This window comes from Kitasatospora sp. NPDC002522, assembly GCF_053595195.1.
Genome location: NZ_JBSFXE010000020.1, coordinates 70,250 through 86,080 on the forward strand (window position 1 = coordinate 70,250; position 15,831 = coordinate 86,080).

Consider the following 15,831-nt stretch of genomic DNA (forward strand, 5'->3'; position numbering starts at 1 on the left):
GGGTCGGACGGTCATTCGTCATCAAGCCGCTGGAGAACCTGTGTGAAGTCGCCGTCGTCGAGGAAGCCGACCAGCACCTGGGTCATGCTGTCGATGCCGGGATCCCGAACGATGAGGCCATCGGAGCACCAGAAGTAGCGGCCGCCCAGTGCCTCCCCGGTGCGGGACCACCTCTCCATGAGGCGTTCGACCTCGGCAAGGGTGAACACGGTCGCGCTCCAGCGTGAGCCGTCCGCTGTCAGCCGGACCTCGACGTCGACGTTGCAGATGCCGTCCAGAGGCTCGCCGGCGCTGGGCAGGAACGACGCCTCGAACCGATCCGTTCGGACGCGGTACCAGGGTCCGTCCCACCCCTGCTGTGCGGCCTCGGTCCCAGTGTTGGTCATTCGGGGAGTATGTCGAGCCGGCCCGGAGGGCTCAACTCCTGGTCCGGCCGGTGAAGCGGCGGGAGTGGTGGTCGGATGGCGGCCTCACGTACGACTACGTCTTCGCGGACACCGGGACCGCGCTGGTGGTCGGCGGCGTCGCACGCCAGGAGAGGTTCCGCCGGCCGCCGGATCGCATCATCCACGCCCGCGGGCACGCCGCTCACCTGAGGGACTGAACGTCCGCGGCTCTCACGTGCTGCGGCCGTCCGCCCCAGCGCAGGCCCTTCGCGCTGCGGATGCGGGCGCGCTCCTCGCGCTGCGCTGCACTCCTACCTGCGCCGGCGCAACGCCAACGCCCGCCATCCCGACGTCCTCGCTGTGAAAACCCGCTCGACCGGGCCACCTCTTGCACGGATCATGTGTCAGTGCGGTCGACCCAATCAGCAGCCAGAAACCTGCAGGACCACGCCGTTCTCTGGAGCACCGGTGAGGTCCGAGCAAGCGACGTCGTCAGCGCCGCGTGCGATGCCCTCGTTGCCGGACTCGACAGTCCCGCCCTGCGGGCCCTGGCAGCGTGCACACGCGCCGAAGCGGACTACGACGTGCCCGAGATTCTCCCCTCTGCGCTCGACGAGCTGGGCCTCACCTTCTACCCGGTTGACAGCATCGCCGGCCAGGAAGCCGCCGCCCGGGCACTCGCAGGCCAGATGCTCGCCGGCGAGCTGACCCCTCGGGAGCTCGCTTTCCGTATCCATCAGCGCTTTGGGCATGAACTGCCCCTTGCAGAACGGCTCGCCGCGCTCGACGACGAGTACGGCATGCTCGACTACGGGGGCGGCAGGGCCCCATCGGAGATCGACGAAGAGGTCACGACCGAAGCACGCCGGCTGGCTCAGCGCCCTGGCGTTTCACTCGAACCCACGGATGCACTGATCTGAGGCAACGTTCCGCACCGTGCTCGTGCCGCCCCGACGCGCGATCCGATGTAGCTGCTGTCCCTCGTGGCCCGTGAACCTCCGGACCCTGACCGGCTCCGCCATCGAGGCCCTCCGAGCTGAACGTCTCGCGACATCCAATCGGCGGACGGCCCGCCCGCCAACCCGGCGAACCTACACGGTCACAGCACCAGGCGAGCGGCTCACGACGTGCGGACAGCTACCGGCGCAGCACGGCGGGGTCGAGGTCGAACGGGAACGGTTCGGTGAGGGCGGTGCTCTCACCGGCGTGGATGAGGCGGTCGACGTAGTTTCCGCGCTCCAGGTGGCCGAGGTGGAGGCGGGGCGCGGGGTCGAGTTCGACGCGCCAGTAGTGCGGGATGCCCGCGGCGGCGTAGAGGCTCGGCTTCATCTTCTTGTCGGTGACCCGGGTCGAGGGGGACGCGATCTCGATCACGACGGCGATTGTCTCGGAGGACCCGTGTTCGCTTACCGTCGCTCGCCTGCCCGCGCCACCGTCGCCGCGCTCGCGGCGCTGCTCGCCGTTGCCGGGCGGGCGTTGCCGCTGCTCCCGCGAGTGCCGTCGTTCCGCGGGCGGCCCAGTCCGTGCGGGCGGCGGGCTTCTATGCCGGTGGGGTGTGGGACGTCTTCCAGACCAATGCGACCGTGCGGGTGGACATCACCCAGGACGGCAACGGCAACCTGTTCGGCACCGCCTCCTCCGGCAGCACGGTGGCGACGCCGAAGGACGGCGCGGTGGACGGGGACAGCATCCACTTCACCCTCTACTGGTCGCACGGCCCGGTCGGCCGCTACACCGGGAACCGCGGCACCGACGGCCGGCTCTCCGGCACCACGGTGGACCTGACCAACCCGGGCAGCCAGTCCACCTGGTTCACCGAGCGCACCTTCTGACCGGTCAGACCCTCGCCGTCCCCCGTCCCCGCCCCCGCCCCCCGTCCCCCCGGCCCGCGGTCGGGCCAGAGGGACAGGGAGACGGGGGGACGGCGAGGCCTGACCCACCGTCAGGTGCGGTAGCGGAAGCGGATCCGACCGCGGGTGAGGTCGTAGGGGCTGAGTTCCACGAGCACCCGGTCCTGCGGGAGGATCTTGATGCGGTTCTTGCGGATCTTCCCGCTGATGTGGGCGAGGACTTCGTGGCCGTTCGCCAGCTCCACCCGGAAGGTGGCGTTGCGCAGGCATTCGGTGACGGTGCCCTCGACGTCGATGCCGGTGGATGTCTTGGTCAAGTCGTCTCTTCTCTCGGGAGATGTCGTCGTGCGGTGGTGCTGACGGGGTGTCAGGCGCGGACCAGTTCCAGGTTCCCGCCGACGCGGGTCGCCCCGGCGCCGTCCAGGAGGGCCAACGCGGCGGCATTGGCCTCGTGCACCTCGGCGCGGGCGCTGGGGCGGCCGGCCTGGTGCAGTGCGGTCATTGCGTGGGACAGCAGGGCCCGGCCGATGCCTCGGCGCCGGTGGTCGGCGCGGACGGCGATCAGGCCGATCCGCGCCTGCCGGGTCCGGGTGGCCAGCCGGGCCAGGCCGACGTAGGCACCGCCGACGGTGGCCACCGTGTAGTTCGCCGGGTCGACCGGCAGTGGCGCACCGACCGGCCAGGGCAGTACCTCGGCGGGCATGGTGTGCCAGCCGACGGTGGCCTCGACCTCCTCGCGGATCGTGCGGTCGAGGGCCCGCAGCGGTTCTTCCTCAGCCTGCCCGGCGGACAGGATGGCCACACCGGGCGGGACGACCGAATCGAGTCCGGTGAGCTGCGGGTCGGTGGGCACCAGGTACTCCCACTCGCGGCGGCCGGGGACGAATCCCGCGCGCTCCCAGCCGGAGCGGAGTTCGGTGTCGTCCGCGTCCACGAGGGTGTGGAGGGTGTCCGGCAGGTCGGCCGCCATCGCGGCGGCGAGCCGGTCGAAGACCGGGCGGTGCCAGGCGTCGATGCTGAGGAAGATCCGCCCGTCGGGACGGCTCGTGCTGTCGCCACGGCCGACCACCTGGCCGTCCGCGAGGGCGTGCCACTGCGTCGGGGCGACGCGCACGACCTGATGGACCGCGGGTGCGGTGGCGGGGGAGGTGAAGTGTGAAGTATCCATCGGTGTCACCTTTCGGGAGTTCCCTGCTGGAGGGGCGCTCCCGACGACACCTTGGTCAGTCGGCCACCGTGGGGAGGAGAAGGAGCACCCACCTGCGTCCTGCGTACATGGGTCCCACCTCCTACGGTTCGTTCACGGCTCCGCAGACACTACCGCCCCTCCCCCGCCCGTCCAACCGATTAAATTCCACCGGCCGCCCGACACGGCGTCAGAATGCCTCGCGCCCACCGCCAGCACGCCTCGCCCTACCGTCAGCACGCCTCGCGCCACCGCCAGCACGCCTCGCCCTACCGGACGTCGGCCGCGTGGGCCGCCGCGAGCAGCTGGTAGCCCTCGCCGTTGGCCTTGATCCCGGCGCGCTCCTCCTCGGTCAGCTCCCGCTTGACCTTGGCCGGCACCCCGGCCACCAGCGAACCGGGCGGGACGACCATGCCCTGCGGCACCACCGCGCCGGCCGCCACCAGCGAACCGGCGCCGATCCTGGCCCCGTTGAGCACGGTGGCGCTCATCCCGACCAGGACGTCGTCCTCGATGACGCAGCCGTGCAGGACGGCGTTGTGGCCCACCGAGATGCGCGCGCCGAGCACCGCGGGGAACGACGGGTCGGCGTGCACCGTGCAGTTGTCCTGGATGTTGGTCTGCGCGCCGACGGTGATCCGCTCGGCGTCGGCCCGCAGCACCGCCCCGTACCAGATGCTGGCTCCGGCTCCGACGGTCACCGCGCCGACCACCACCGCCCCGGGCGCCACGAACGCCGACGGGTCGATCTCCGGTTCCAGTCCGCCGACGGCGGCGATCAAGGGCTCGGCCACGGGTTGCTCCTTCACTCGGGTACGCGGGTCGCAGGCCAGTCTCCCCCGAGCCCACGACCCGTCACCCGCACCCCCTCCCCCCTCCCACGCACCCCGCCCCTCCCCCTCGCCCTCCCTCTCGGGCAGACCGCTAGGCCGCCACCACCGACTGCGGGAAGGCGAAGACGCCGTCCGGGTCGTAGCGGCGGGCGGCCGCCTGCAGGCGGGGGAGGTTGGCGCCGTAGTAGGCGTGGCCCCAGTCGGGGAGGGTGTCGTCGATGTAGTTGACGTAGGCGCCGGGTGCGCCGAGGTCGGCGAGGCCGTCGCGGATGGCGTCCGCCGTGGCGCGGGCCTGCTGTTCGGTGGACGGGGTGGCGCCGACGTAGACCTGGGCGCTGGCGAGCGAGTCGCGGTGCGGGAAGGCGGTGGCGTCGGGGGCGAGGTCGCTGATCACGCCGCCCAGTGAGTCGAGCAGCAGGTCGACGCCGTCGCGGCCGGCCATCAGCGCGGTGACGCCCGCCGGGTCGAGCGGACCGGGACCGTACATCCGGGAGACCGCGACGAACCCGGCCCGGGTCAGGATGCCGCCCTCCCAGGTGGGGTGGCACTGGGCGATGGTGTCGTTGGCGCAGCCCGCCATGAACTTCATCGCGTCGAGGTAGTCCTTGGCGGCGACGGTGCGCGAGGTCGGGGCCGTCCCGGCGGCCTGCACCAGCTGGTCGATCAGTGCGTTCGCCCCGGCCGGGTCGCCGACGAAGCAGCCGACGATCCGACAACTCGGCGGCGTGCCACCGGAGATCTGGCAGCTCGCCCAGAGCTCCTCGGGTGCGTCGGCCACCCAGCCCTGCCACGCCCCGAGCACCTCGGTCACCGATCCGGCCGGGAAGCGCAGCACGAAGACGGTCAGGCCGGGCGCGGGCGCGGTGGCGAAGCGGAACCGGCTGACCACGCCGAAGTTGCCGCCACCGCCGCCGCGCAGCGCCCAGTACAGCTCGGACTCGGCGTCGGGCGCGGCGGTCAGCAGGCAGGAGTCGGCGGTCACCACCTCGGCGCCGGCCACCCGGTCGCAGGTCAGCCCGTACTTGCGGGCCAGTACGCCGATGCCGCCGCCGAGCGTCAGCCCGCCCACGCCGACGGTCGGGCAGCTTCCGCCCGGCAGCAGGCGGCCCGCGGCGGCCAGGCCGGCGTACACCTCGATCAGCCGGGCGCCCGCGCCGACCTCCGCCGTCCCGTCGGGGTGCACCCGGATGTCGCGCATCCGGCGCAGGTCGATCACCAGCCCCTGGTTCGGGATGCTGTAGCCGAGGTAGCCGTGGCCGCCGCTGCGCGCCGCGATCGGGATGCCGTGGCCGCGGGCCACGTCCAGGCAGGCGCGCACGTCGTCGGCGGACGCGCACTCGGCCACCGCCGACGGCAGCTGACCGTCGTTCAGCTCGTTGAAGCCGAGCCGCGCCGTCGGGTACCCGCTGTCGTCCGGCAGGACGAGCCGGGAGCCGAGCCGCTGCCGCAGGGCCTGCCAGTCGGGCGGCATGGCCCGGCGGCTGCGCGGCCGGGCCGGGAAGGTGGTGAGTGCGGCGGCGGGGCTGCCGCCGACGGCGACCGCGGTGGCGGCGGCGCCGAGGGTGGTGAGGAAGCGGCGGCGATCGATGGTGGTCATGGTGCGGTACGCCCTTCTCCCGGCGGGGCGGCCGAGGGTGACGGGTCGTCAGTTCGCCGCCGGTGACACCAGGGTGCCTGCGCATCCGCCCGCGCAGCGGTTGCCGCGCCGGGTCGCTCCGGACCCGAACCGTCGCCGCCCGAACGGGGGCCGCTACCGCGCCAGGTGCGGGTAGAGCACGGCGAGGTCCTGCGACAGGGCGGACTTGACCTGCCGGGTGACGTCGTCGGCCAGCACCTCGTACGCGTCGGCCTCGATCCCGTCCAGCGCCAGCGCCGCCACGGCCTCCGGGCTGGACTTGGGGGCGTCGATCGCGGCGGTCAGGTCGGTGTCCACGTAGGCGACGTGCAGGCCGGTGACGCCGATGCCGCGGGGCTGCAGCCGCAGGCGCAGCGAGTTGGTCTGGGACCAGATCGCGGCCTTGGAGGCGCTGTAGGAGTCGGCGGTGCCGAGCCAGGAGAGCACCGAGTGGACGTTGAGGAGGTGTCCGCCGCCGTTGCCCTCGATGACGGGCACCAGGGCGCGGGTGACGTACAGCGGCCCGTAGAAGTTGGTCTCGAAGTCCCGGCGGACGTCCTCGACGGGCGAGTCCAGGAAGTCGGCGCCGGAGGAGGACCCGGCGTTGTTGATCAGGATCGTCACGTCCTTCGCCTGCGCGGCGACGGCGGCGACGGAGTCGGGATCGGTGACCTCGAGCGCGAGCGGCACCGCGTCGGGGTGGGTGACGGTGCGCGGGTCGCGCGCCGTGGCGTAGACCTTCGCCGCGCCGCGGGCGTACAGCTCCTGCACCAGCGCCTTGCCGATACCGCGGCTGCCGCCGGTGACCAGCGCCACCGCGTTGTCGATCCGTGTCATGGCCGTCTCCCATTCGCTCCACGCGGAAACCGATCGGTTTCTCGCTGCGCCCGACCACTGTAAAACCGATCGGTTTCCGACCGCAAGGCGTCATGCCGCCGCACGCGAGACCGGGAAACCGTTCGGTTTTCAACGGGCCGCCCGCGGCGTACGCTGTGCACATGACGAATCCGGCCGCCGCCCCCGCCGCCTCGACCCGCGACCGCCTGCTGGACGCGGCGGTGGAGCTGTTCTACCGGGAGGGCGTCCACGTGGGCGTCGAGGCGCTGTGCCGGGCGGCCGGCGTCTCCAAGCGCTCGATGTACCAGCTGTTCGACAGCAAGGACGAGCTGGTCGCGGCGAGCCTGGAGCGCCGGGCCCCCGGCCACGCCGCCGCGCTGCTCCCGGCGGCCGACGACGGGCGGTCGGCCCGCGAGCGCATCCTGCACGTCTTCCGCAGCCTGGAGGGACTCGCCGCCGACCCGCAGTTCCGCGGCTGCCCGTACGTCGCGGCGGCGGTCGAGCTCAAGGCGCCCGACCACCCGGCCCACCTGGTGGCCCGTCACCACAAGGACGCGCTGACGTCCTTCTTCCGCCGCGAGGCCACCCGCGGCGGCGCGGCCGATCCCGCGCTGCTGGCCCGCCAACTGACCGTCGCCTTCGACGGGTCCAGCGCCTGGGGCGTCGTCCAGGCGCACCCGCTGGACGGCCTGGCGGTCTCCACCGCCGCGACGCTGCTCGACGCCGCGGGCGTGCGGGACGTCTGACGTCCCGTCAGGCTCCGGCTACGGGTCCGGCTACCGATCCGGCGCCGGCTCCGGGTTCGCTCCCCGCTACGGGTTCGCGGCGGCGCCGCCGCCCGCGGCCCGGACGGCGGTGCCGAGCGGCCACGCCTCGATGTCGCGGTAGTGGATCGGCCCGGGCCCGCGGCCGATGTTGCTGCCGACCAGGTGGAGGCGCTCGGTCCACCACGTCCGGCCGGCGAAGTCGGCGAGCCCGGCGGCAGCCGTCGGCACGCTGGTCGGATCGTCGCGGCGGGCGCGCGCCAGGGTCAGGTGCGGGTGCAGCGGGCGGTCCCGGAACCCGATCCCGCAGGACCTGACCAGGTCCCGGACGTCTGCGGCGAGCCCGCGCAGCCCGTCCAGGTCCCCGTCGATCCCGGCCCACAGCAGCCGCTCGTCGAAGTGGCCGCCCCCGCGCAGGCCGAGCTGCAGGGCGGGGTGCGAGGCTGCCGCGTCGGCGATCGCCGAGCGCAGCAACGGCACTGCCGTGGCGGGCAGTTCGCCGAGGAACGCGAGGGTGATGTGCCAGTCCTCGATCCGGTTCCACCGCAGCCGCGGATACGACGCGTAGGCGGGCTGCAGGGCGCGGGCCAGCTCGTCCTTGGCGTCGTCGGGCGGAGCCAGCGCCACGAAGACGCGCAGGGTCGGGGGCTCCGGGTGATCGTCCACGAGAGATTTCTAGCACCCGCGGCCACCGGGGCGTCGCCGGCCGGGTGCGGCCACCGGACCGGGCGGCCGCCCCCGCGTGCCCGCGCAGTCAGTGGAGATCCGTCCGGCTGGTGGGGGTCAGACCGTGGTCTGGGTGAACTGCTCCCAGGCGCCGATGCTCGCGCGGTTGGCGACCAGCGGGCTGGCTCCGCCGTTCTCGGCGGTCACGTACTTGCCGTTGACCTGCGCGAGCAGGCTGATCGTCCCGTTGGCGTTGGTGACCGGCTTGAAGGTCTCCCACGGGCCGAACGCGGTGCGGTTGGCGATCAGCGGGCTGGCGCCGGCGTTGTCCGCGCAGACGTACCGGCCGTTGGCCTTGGCGCGCAGCGCGATGTTGCCGCCGCCCGCGTCGACCACGTCGAACTGCTCCCACCCGCCCACGGCGGTGCGGTTGGCGATCAGCGGGCTGGCACCGGCGTTCTCGGCGGTCACGTAGTCGTTGTTCGCCACCGCGCGCAGCGAGACCGTCCGGACCACCCGCGGGGCGCTGACCACCGGCGGGGTCGGGCGGGTGGCGGTGAGCGCGATCTGGCCCTTGAGCATCCGGCCGCCGTCGCCGGTCAGGCGCAGGTAGTAGTCGGAGGAGCAGGCCGTGCCGTCCTCGTCCAGGCTCAGCAGGCCGGAGCCGGTCGGGACGGTGGCCTGGGTCGGGGTGGTCTTGGCGATCTGGTTGCCCTCGTTGTACTCGTCGAACATCGAGATGTAGATGCCCTGCGCGCCGAGCCGGACCATGTTGTAGAACTGCCGCCACATGAAGTCGCCGTGCGCGCGCTGACGGGCCGACAGGTCGCCGGGCAGGACGCAGGGCTGGTAGGCGATGCCGTGGGCGTTGCAGTCCGCCTGGTCGGGGACGTTGACGTTCTGGTACGTCGAGTCGGAGTCCGCCGCGTTGCCGATCGCGCCCACCATCCACGGGCTGAGCATGTCGAACGCGTGGTACACGTCGGAGAACCCGGCCCGGGAGCCGTTGACCCCGGTGCGCCACTCACGCGGCACCCCGCCGATGACGTAACAGCCCTGCCCCTTGAACCAGTTGACGACGTCCAGGCAGGCGGCGGCGTCGAAAGCGTGCTTGCTGTCGTTGAAGCCGAAGCCCCAGATGCAGACGACCGGCTTGCCGTTCTGGACGGCGTAGGCGGCCGACGCGGTGTGGGCCTTCATCTTGTTGGTCCAGTCCGCCTTGATCTCGGACTGCATGGTGGACCAGCCGCTGACGTCGTACATGATGTAGAACTTGCGGCCGTGCGCCTCGGCCGCGCTGCGGACCTTGGTGGCCATCGCGTCGCGGGTCGGCCCCTCGCCGCCGACGGGGTTGAACCGCTGCAGGGCCGCGGTGTCGATGCCGTTCTGCTGCATCCACAGGAAGTGGGTGTCCACGGTCTGCTGGTCGTAGGAGGAGAACAGCGCCGCCGGCGACCCGTTGCCCAGGGCGCCGTAGGCCGTGCGGTAGCTCTTGCCGTAGTCGGTCATGTCGGGCCAGGCCTTGATCGAGTTGTTGCTCGGCGACGGCGGCTGGCTCATGCTCGTGCTCCAGTGCCACCAGCCGTTGATCGGCGCACCGTCGCCGGAGCAGGCGAACCAGCCCTGGTAGCCGACGGTGACCTTCCCGACCACGTCCCCGACCTGGGCGGCAGCCGCGGCGGCCTGGGGTGCGGTGCTGGCGGTGGCCGCCTTGGTGACGGCGAACGCCCCGACGGCGGCGGCGGCCGCGCCGCCGATCGACGTGGTGAGGATCGTGCGGCGGGACATCTTCCTGCGGTGGCTCTGCGACATGGCGTGCTGCTCCATGGGGAGGTGGAGGGGGGACGGGCCGGCGGTGGAGCAGATTCAACGGGCGCGGGTGACGGCGGGTCAATCGGTTCGGCGCCGATGTGGGGATCAGCTCTTCCGGCCCGATTTCTGATATCGGCAGGGGCCCGTGCTCCCCGTCCCCTGGGCCCGCGGCGTCGCTCCGACCGGGACAAGAGCCCAGGTTGGACCGCTAAATCAACGCCTGCCATGATGCCGGGGAGTCGGCCCGCGGCCCTTGGCCGAGACCCATTTGCCTAGACCTCTGCCGAGCCCCGCCGCCGAGCCGCTCTGCCGAGACCTCCTGCCGACCTCCGCTGTCCCGACGACACCCGGGAACCTCCGCGAACCATGACCGAGACACCACCGAGCGGGTACGACGGCCCGCGGCTCCCCGAAGCCCGGACCGAGCTGGTGCGCGCCGCGCAACGCGGCGACGCCCGCGCCCTGGACGTGCTCGTGGCCGACCACCTGCCCCTGGTCTACAACCTGGTCGGACGGGCCCTGGGCACCCCCGCCGACGCGGACGACGTCGTGCAGGAGGTCATGCTGCAACTGGTACGCGACGTGCGGCAGCTGCGGGACCCGGGGGCGTTCCGGTCCTGGCTGGTCACCATCGCCCTGCGCGAGGTGGGCCGCCACTCGCAGGCGCGGCGCAGCGCCCCGGCGACCGGCGGGAGTGCGGCGCTCGACGCGGATGCGGTGCAACTCGCCGACCCGGCGGCCGACTTCGTCGACCTGACGATCACCGTGCTGAGCCTCTCCGGCCAGCGGCGGGAGGCGGTCGAGGCCACCCGGTGGCTGGACGCCGACGAGCAGCACCTGCTGTCGCTGTGGTGGATGGAGGTCGCGGGCCGGCTGACCCGGGCCGAGCTGGCCGGCGCGATGGAGCTGACGCTGCCGCAGACCGCGGTCCGGGTCCAGCGGTTGAAGGCCCGGCTGGAGGTCGCCCGGGCCGTCGTCCGCGCGCTCGCGGAGGACCCGCGGTGCCCCGGCCTGCGCGAGACGCTCCGGGGCTGGAACGGGAAGCCCGACGGCCTGTGGCGCAAGCGGATCGCCAAGCACCTGCGCACCTGCCCGGTCTGCGGCGACGAACCCGTCGGCCTGATCGCCTCCGAGCGGCTGCTGGCCGACCTGGCGCTGGTCGCCGTCCCACCCGTGCTGCTGGCCCTCCTGGCGCCGCACCCCGTGGACCTCGCCACCGCCGGGGCCTCGGCCACCGTCGACGGTGCGGCGAGTCACGCGGCGCGGGCCGGCAAGGTCTCCGCCGGGAAGGCCGTGCTCGCCGGCGCCGGTGCCGTCGCCCTGGTGGCGGTCCTCGTCCTCGGCTACGTCGTCGGCCTGCCCCAGCGGCACGGGGCGAGCCGCGCCGCAGCCGGCGCGCCGCCGCCCGCCACGGTGGCCACGGCCCTCGCCGCGCCGAGTTCCGCACCGTCGGACCTGCCCTCGGCGACGGCGGCGACACCCGACCCCACGGCGTCGACCGGCTCCCCGTCGCAGGCGCCGGGAAAGGAATCCGGCACCGGGCTGCCGGTCCGCGCCGCCTTCTACTACCCCTGGTACCCGGACAACTTCACCCCGGGCGGCAGCCACTACACGGCCTCCGCCGGCCGGTACTCCGTCGACGCCCCGGCGACCGTCAACCGCCAGATCGCGGACATGCAGTACGGCGGCCTCCAGGCCGGGATCGCCTCCTGGTGGGGCGTGGGCCGGCGCGAGGACACCAGGCTGCCGCTACTGATGGCCGAGGGAGCCAGGACGGGCTTCTCCTGGTCGGTCTACTACGAGCAGGAGGGCTACACCGACCCGTCGGTCGCCCAGATCCAGAGCGACCTGACCCACCTGCGCACCTTCGCGGACCAGAAGGCGTGGCTGCACGTCGACGGAAAGCCGGTGGTCTTCGTCTACGCGGAGGGCGACGACGGTTGCGACATGGCGACCCGCTGGGCGGAGGCCAACCGGACCGCCGGGTACTACGTCGTCCTCAAGGTGTTCTCCGGCTACCGGAGTTGCGCGAACCAGCCGCAGGGCTGGCACCAGTACTCCGACACCGTGGACGTCCAACCCGGATTCTCGGCGAGCCTGTCGCCCGGCTTCTGGAAGAACGACGAGGCGACGCCGCGAGTCCCGCGCGACCTCGCCCGCTTCCGGCGCGACGCCGAGACCGTCGCCGCCTCTGGCGCGCCGTTCCAGCTGGTGGTGACCTACAACGAGTGGGGCGAGGGAACCGCGACCGAATCGGCCACCGCCTGGGCCAGCCCCAGCGGCCACGGCGCCTACCTGGACATCCTCCACGACGCCTTCGCCGCGCATCCCCGATGAGTGACAGCGAGGCCGTCCGGCCCCACACCGGACGGCCTCACGCTGTCACCTCGGGAGGAGTCCCGCCGGTGTCAGCAGGTGCCGTCGTCCTGCCAGATGTTCCAGGCGATGGGGGTGCCGGGGGTGACGTTGGTGCTCCAGTACAGGGAGGTGTAGTTGTGGCCGCCGTAGGAGACCTTGTCGCCGGGGGCGTAGGACGCGGTGGCGCTCCACGCCGGGTTGCAGGTACCGCCGGACGCCGCCGTCACGGTGAGGCTGTAGGTCGCGCTGTGGCTACCGGTCGCGGCAGTCCCGGTGACGGTCACCGAGTACGTCCCCGCCGGAGTCGACGCGCCGGTCGCGATCGTCAGCGTGCTGCCACCACCGGAGGTCACCGACGCCGGACTGAACGACGCACTCGCCCCGGACGGCAGACCCGACGCCGACAGGGACACCGACTCCGCCGCACCCGACGTCACCGCGGTCGACACCGTGGTCGAGCCGGTCGTGCCGGCGGTGACCGTGCCGGAGGCCGGCGACAGCGAGACGGAGAAGTCGTTGGCCGTCGAGCCCGTGGTCACGGTGAGGCCGTAGGTCGCGCTGTGGCTGCCGGTCGCGGCAGTCCCGGTGACCGTGACCGTGTACGTCCCCGCCGGGGTCGACGCGCCGGTCGCGATCGTCAGCGTGCTACCACCGCCGGAGGTCACCGACGCCGGACTGAACGACGCACTCGCCCCCGACGGCAGACCCGACGCCGACAACGCCACCGACTCCGCCGCACCCGACGTCACCGCGGTGGAGACGCTCGCGGTCACGGAGGAGCCGGGCTTCACGCTGCCCGAGGCGGGTGCGACCGCCACGGAGAAGTCGTTGGCGGCGGTACCGCCGGTGATCTTCTGGAAGATCTTCGAGTAGGCGTAGTTCAGCGCCTTGTCGTAGCCGTCGACCTCCCAGAACGACAGTTCCTGCACGCCCTTGGACGCCGCGAACGTCTCCAGGGTCTGGGCGTTGGCCTGGCTGAAGACCTCGTTGTCGTCGTTCTTCCCGGCGATCGGGGTCAGGCCCATGCGGTTGAAGGCCTGCGCGCTGGTGATGCCGTACAGCGACGCCAGTTGGGGGGCGGTGCCGTTCGCGGCGGACTCGGCGTCGTTCAGGGCGTTCTCGCCGTCGCCGAAGTCCATCGTCATGATGTTGACCAGGTTCACCTTCACGCCCTTGGACTTGGCGTCCTTGAGCATGTTCATCGCGTTGCTCGGCAGGCCGCTCGGGTCCACCGGCAGGGTGAAGTCGATCTGGACGTTCGGGTTCTGCGCCTGCAGCGCGGCCAGGGCCTGGTCGCGGCGGGCGTTGGAGGCGGTGTCGTCCAGGACCGAGCCCTCGATGTCGAAGTCGAGGCGGGTCACGCCGTAGGTGTTGACCACGTTGGCGTACGCCGCGGTGAGGCTGGACACCGAGGTGCAGGTCTGCGCCAGTTCGCCTCCGGCGGCCCCGCCGAAGGAGATGATGACGTTGCCGCCGGCCGACTGCAGCGAGCCGATCTGGGACTTGAAGGCGCCGACCGGGTCGTTGCCCCGCTCCCACATGGGGGTACAGCCGGACTTCGGGGTCAGGAAGGCCAGCGTGTAGAACTTGTCGCCGCTGGCACTCAGGTCGGCGGCCAGGTCGCCCGCCGTGGTGCTGTCGATCTCCAGGTACGGCGCCGAGTAGTGCGCGGGGAAGGCACCACCGGCGGCGTGGGCGGGCGGTGCCGCGACCAGGGCGAGCGCGGCGGCCGGAAGCGCGGCGGCCACGGCCGCCGTGAGCGCCCTGCGGGCGGATCGGGACATGGGGGGATCGGTTCCTTCGCTGTGGAGGAGTGATGAGCGAGGTGCCCCGGCGCTACGGCACGAAGCAGGCCGGGGCCGGTACGCAGGCAACCCGGGCAAATAGTAAGGAAGCTTTCCTAACGGCCTGTAAGGTAGCGGCCGGGAAATGACGCGTCAATGGTCTGCACCAACTCAACGCCCCACGGAACGAAGCACCTTGACGAGACGTCGAGCGCCGTCAGTGGAGGGTGATCCGGTCGAGGTTGGGGCCGCCGTCGGCGGTGGTGGAGGTGACCCGGACGGTGTTGGCTCCGGCCTTGAGCGTGATCGGGAGCGAGGTGGTCGCCCAGGTGTCCCAGTTCGCGGTGGGCGCGAAGGGGCGCCCGGCGGCGATCCGGGTGCCGTTGACCGTGATGTCCATCGGCCGGCCGACCGTGGTGCCGTTGGCGTAGCGCAGGTCGAGGGTGGCCCCGGCAGCCGCGCCCGCCTGGATCGTCCACTCGGCGTAACTTCCCGCGGTGTTGGCGAGGTTGACGAACCCGGTGCCGCTGTAGCCGGTGTGGTTGGACTCGACGACGCCCTGGGAGATCCGGGCCTCCTCGGCCTGGTAGACGCCGGAGCTGCCGGAGACCAGCTGGTAGCCGCGCATCCCCGTGGTCAGCAGGTAGCAGTCCTGGAGCGAGCCCGAGGTGTCTCCGAGCGAGCGGTAGATTCCCCACTTGGGCCGCACCCGGTCGGCGAGGAAGGTGTCGACGCCGGTCCTGGTGACGTCGATGAGCGTGGTGCCGGCGCTGCGCAGGACCCAGCGGACCGACCCCGAGGCGCCGTCCCCCACCTTGATCTGGAAGTCCACGTCCACCCACCGGTCGTGCAGCGGGTCGAGGCTGGTGCTGCCCACCGAGACTCCGCTGACCGGGAGCTCGAGTTCGATCGTCTGGGCGCCGGACACCCGGCGCAGCGACTGGACCACGATCGGCGACGATCCGGCGCCGGGTTCCTTCATCTGCATGATGTGGGTGAAGGTGGTGGTCGCCTTCAGCGAGGCGGGGATGTACATCGAGTAGGTGGCCCGCCAGGTCTCGCCGGGCAGCCACTGGAGGTAGTCGCCGCCGGCCGGGCTGCGCATGCCGGTGACCTCGTGGCGCTGGCGGTCGGTGGAGGTGTCGCGGTCGACCATGTGCATGTTCCAGCGGAAGTTGTCGCCCTCGACGCGGATGTGCGGGGCGCCGGCCGGGTGGGAGTCGGCGCGGTCGTCCTCGACGGTCTCGAAGGCGGCCAGGCCGTCGACGGCGGCCGACGGCGACCAGCGCTGCTGCCAGCTGGAGACGATCGGGGTGGCGGCCGAGGCGGTGGCGCGGGGCAGTGCGGTGGCGGCGGCCGCAGTGAGGGCGGCGCCGAGGACGGTACGACGGGACGGCCTGTTCACGGGACGACTCCTGGGGGAGAGAGGCGGCGATCCGGCATCGGCTCGCGCGGTCCACGATGAGGTTAGGAACCTTTCCTAACGCGACGAGAAAAGCAGCAGCCTCCGGTCGCGTCAAGAGAGGTGACGATGCGCCAGATCACCCACCGGCACGCCGCGGGAGCCTGGGCGCCCCCGACCCGCCGCTCCGGCCACTCGCGCGGTTCGACGACCTCCCTGCGGCTACGACCTGCAGGTTTTCGTCCACAGCGTGGATTGGTCTGGACGTTTGACATTGGTCCAGGCCATCATGGGCAGTGCGTCAGTGGGCGGCGCCCGAGTGGTGTCGTCCGGCTCAA

General features: G+C 72.3%; 14 protein-coding genes and 2 pseudogenes. 4 read left to right on the forward strand and 12 right to left on the reverse strand.

Features of this window, described 5'->3' with window-relative positions; translation table 11 throughout:
* Positions 1 to 11: 11 nt before the first annotated feature.
* Positions 12 to 386: a hypothetical protein gene (locus ACWD4U_RS18805; protein ID WP_363454749.1), complete on the reverse strand. Its 375-nt coding sequence runs from the start codon at positions 384 to 386 to the stop codon at positions 12 to 14.
* A gap of 407 nt (positions 387 to 793) precedes the next feature.
* Here ACWD4U_RS18805 and ACWD4U_RS18810 point away from each other — a divergent pair, with 407 nt between their 5' ends.
* A complete protein-coding gene (locus tag ACWD4U_RS18810) occupies positions 794 to 1,306 on the forward strand; it encodes a hypothetical protein (protein WP_363454746.1) in 513 nt (170 codons plus the stop codon).
* Between the two features lie 217 nt (positions 1,307 to 1,523).
* Here the strand turns inward: ACWD4U_RS18810 and ACWD4U_RS18815 are convergent.
* A pseudogene (locus tag ACWD4U_RS18815) lies at positions 1,524 to 1,781 on the reverse strand (Uma2 family endonuclease); the annotation flags it as partial.
* A gap of 158 nt (positions 1,782 to 1,939) precedes the next feature.
* Between ACWD4U_RS18815 and ACWD4U_RS18820 the strand changes: the two are divergent.
* The gene (locus ACWD4U_RS18820) at positions 1,940 to 2,218 is read left to right on the forward strand and encodes a hypothetical protein (RefSeq protein ID WP_363454744.1); all 279 of its coding nucleotides are present in this window, start codon (positions 1,940 to 1,942) and stop codon (positions 2,216 to 2,218) included.
* A 110-nt stretch (positions 2,219 to 2,328) separates the two neighbouring features.
* Here ACWD4U_RS18820 and infA read toward each other — a convergent pair whose 3' ends face one another.
* The 5 genes from infA to ACWD4U_RS18845 form a co-directional block, all read right to left on the reverse strand.
* Positions 2,329 to 2,553 (reverse strand): translation initiation factor IF-1, encoded by a 225-nt coding sequence (gene infA / locus ACWD4U_RS18825; RefSeq protein WP_363454741.1) that lies wholly within the window; start codon positions 2,551 to 2,553, stop codon positions 2,329 to 2,331.
* A gap of 50 nt (positions 2,554 to 2,603) precedes the next feature.
* The gene (locus tag ACWD4U_RS18830) at positions 2,604 to 3,404 is read right to left on the reverse strand and encodes a GNAT family N-acetyltransferase (RefSeq protein WP_363454739.1); all 801 of its coding nucleotides are present in this window, start codon (positions 3,402 to 3,404) and stop codon (positions 2,604 to 2,606) included.
* Between the two features lie 287 nt (positions 3,405 to 3,691).
* Entirely contained in the window at positions 3,692 to 4,216 is a 525-nt protein-coding gene (locus tag ACWD4U_RS18835; RefSeq protein WP_363454736.1) for a gamma carbonic anhydrase family protein, read from the reverse strand.
* A 130-nt stretch (positions 4,217 to 4,346) separates the two neighbouring features.
* Complete coding sequence (locus ACWD4U_RS18840) at positions 4,347 to 5,852, reverse strand: FAD-binding oxidoreductase (RefSeq protein WP_363454733.1); 1,506 nt, start codon at positions 5,850 to 5,852, stop codon at positions 4,347 to 4,349.
* A gap of 153 nt (positions 5,853 to 6,005) precedes the next feature.
* Positions 6,006 to 6,707 (reverse strand): SDR family oxidoreductase, encoded by a 702-nt coding sequence (locus ACWD4U_RS18845; protein ID WP_363454731.1) that lies wholly within the window; start codon positions 6,705 to 6,707, stop codon positions 6,006 to 6,008.
* Positions 6,708 to 6,868: 161 nt separating this feature from the next.
* Between ACWD4U_RS18845 and ACWD4U_RS18850 the strand changes: the two genes are divergently transcribed.
* A complete protein-coding gene (locus ACWD4U_RS18850; RefSeq protein WP_363454728.1) occupies positions 6,869 to 7,453 on the forward strand; it encodes a TetR/AcrR family transcriptional regulator in 585 nt (194 codons plus the stop codon).
* Between the two features lie 66 nt (positions 7,454 to 7,519).
* Here the strand turns inward: ACWD4U_RS18850 and thpR are convergent, their stop codons facing one another.
* Both thpR and ACWD4U_RS18860 read right to left on the reverse strand, forming a co-directional pair.
* The gene (gene thpR, locus ACWD4U_RS18855) at positions 7,520 to 8,137 is read right to left on the reverse strand and encodes an RNA 2',3'-cyclic phosphodiesterase (protein ID WP_363454726.1); all 618 of its coding nucleotides are present in this window, start codon (positions 8,135 to 8,137) and stop codon (positions 7,520 to 7,522) included.
* 117 nt (positions 8,138 to 8,254) lie between these two features.
* Positions 8,255 to 9,949 carry a glycoside hydrolase family 71/99-like protein gene (locus tag ACWD4U_RS18860; protein WP_363454723.1) on the reverse strand — a complete coding sequence of 565 codons (1,695 nt, stop codon included), beginning with the start codon at positions 9,947 to 9,949 and terminating at the stop codon, positions 8,255 to 8,257.
* Between the two features lie 366 nt (positions 9,950 to 10,315).
* Between ACWD4U_RS18860 and ACWD4U_RS18865 the strand changes: the two genes are divergently transcribed.
* Entirely contained in the window at positions 10,316 to 12,286 is a 1,971-nt protein-coding gene (locus ACWD4U_RS18865) for a sigma-70 family RNA polymerase sigma factor (protein ID WP_363454720.1), read from the forward strand.
* 71 nt (positions 12,287 to 12,357) lie between these two features.
* Here ACWD4U_RS18865 and ACWD4U_RS18870 read toward each other — a convergent pair whose 3' ends face one another.
* From ACWD4U_RS18870 to ACWD4U_RS18880, 3 genes and pseudogenes are all read right to left on the reverse strand, one after another.
* Complete coding sequence (locus ACWD4U_RS18870) at positions 12,358 to 14,091, reverse strand: glycosyl hydrolase family 18 protein (RefSeq protein ID WP_363454717.1); 1,734 nt, start codon at positions 14,089 to 14,091, stop codon at positions 12,358 to 12,360.
* Between the two features lie 217 nt (positions 14,092 to 14,308).
* Positions 14,309 to 14,719 carry a carbohydrate-binding protein gene (locus ACWD4U_RS18875; RefSeq protein WP_363454841.1) on the reverse strand — a complete coding sequence of 137 codons (411 nt, stop codon included), beginning with the start codon at positions 14,717 to 14,719 and terminating at the stop codon, positions 14,309 to 14,311.
* Positions 14,699 to 15,496, reverse strand: a pseudogene (locus ACWD4U_RS18880) (Tat pathway signal sequence domain protein); the annotation flags it as partial. The gene ACWD4U_RS18875 and the pseudogene ACWD4U_RS18880, both read right to left, overlap by 21 nt.
* Positions 15,497 to 15,831: the final 335 nt, after the last annotated feature.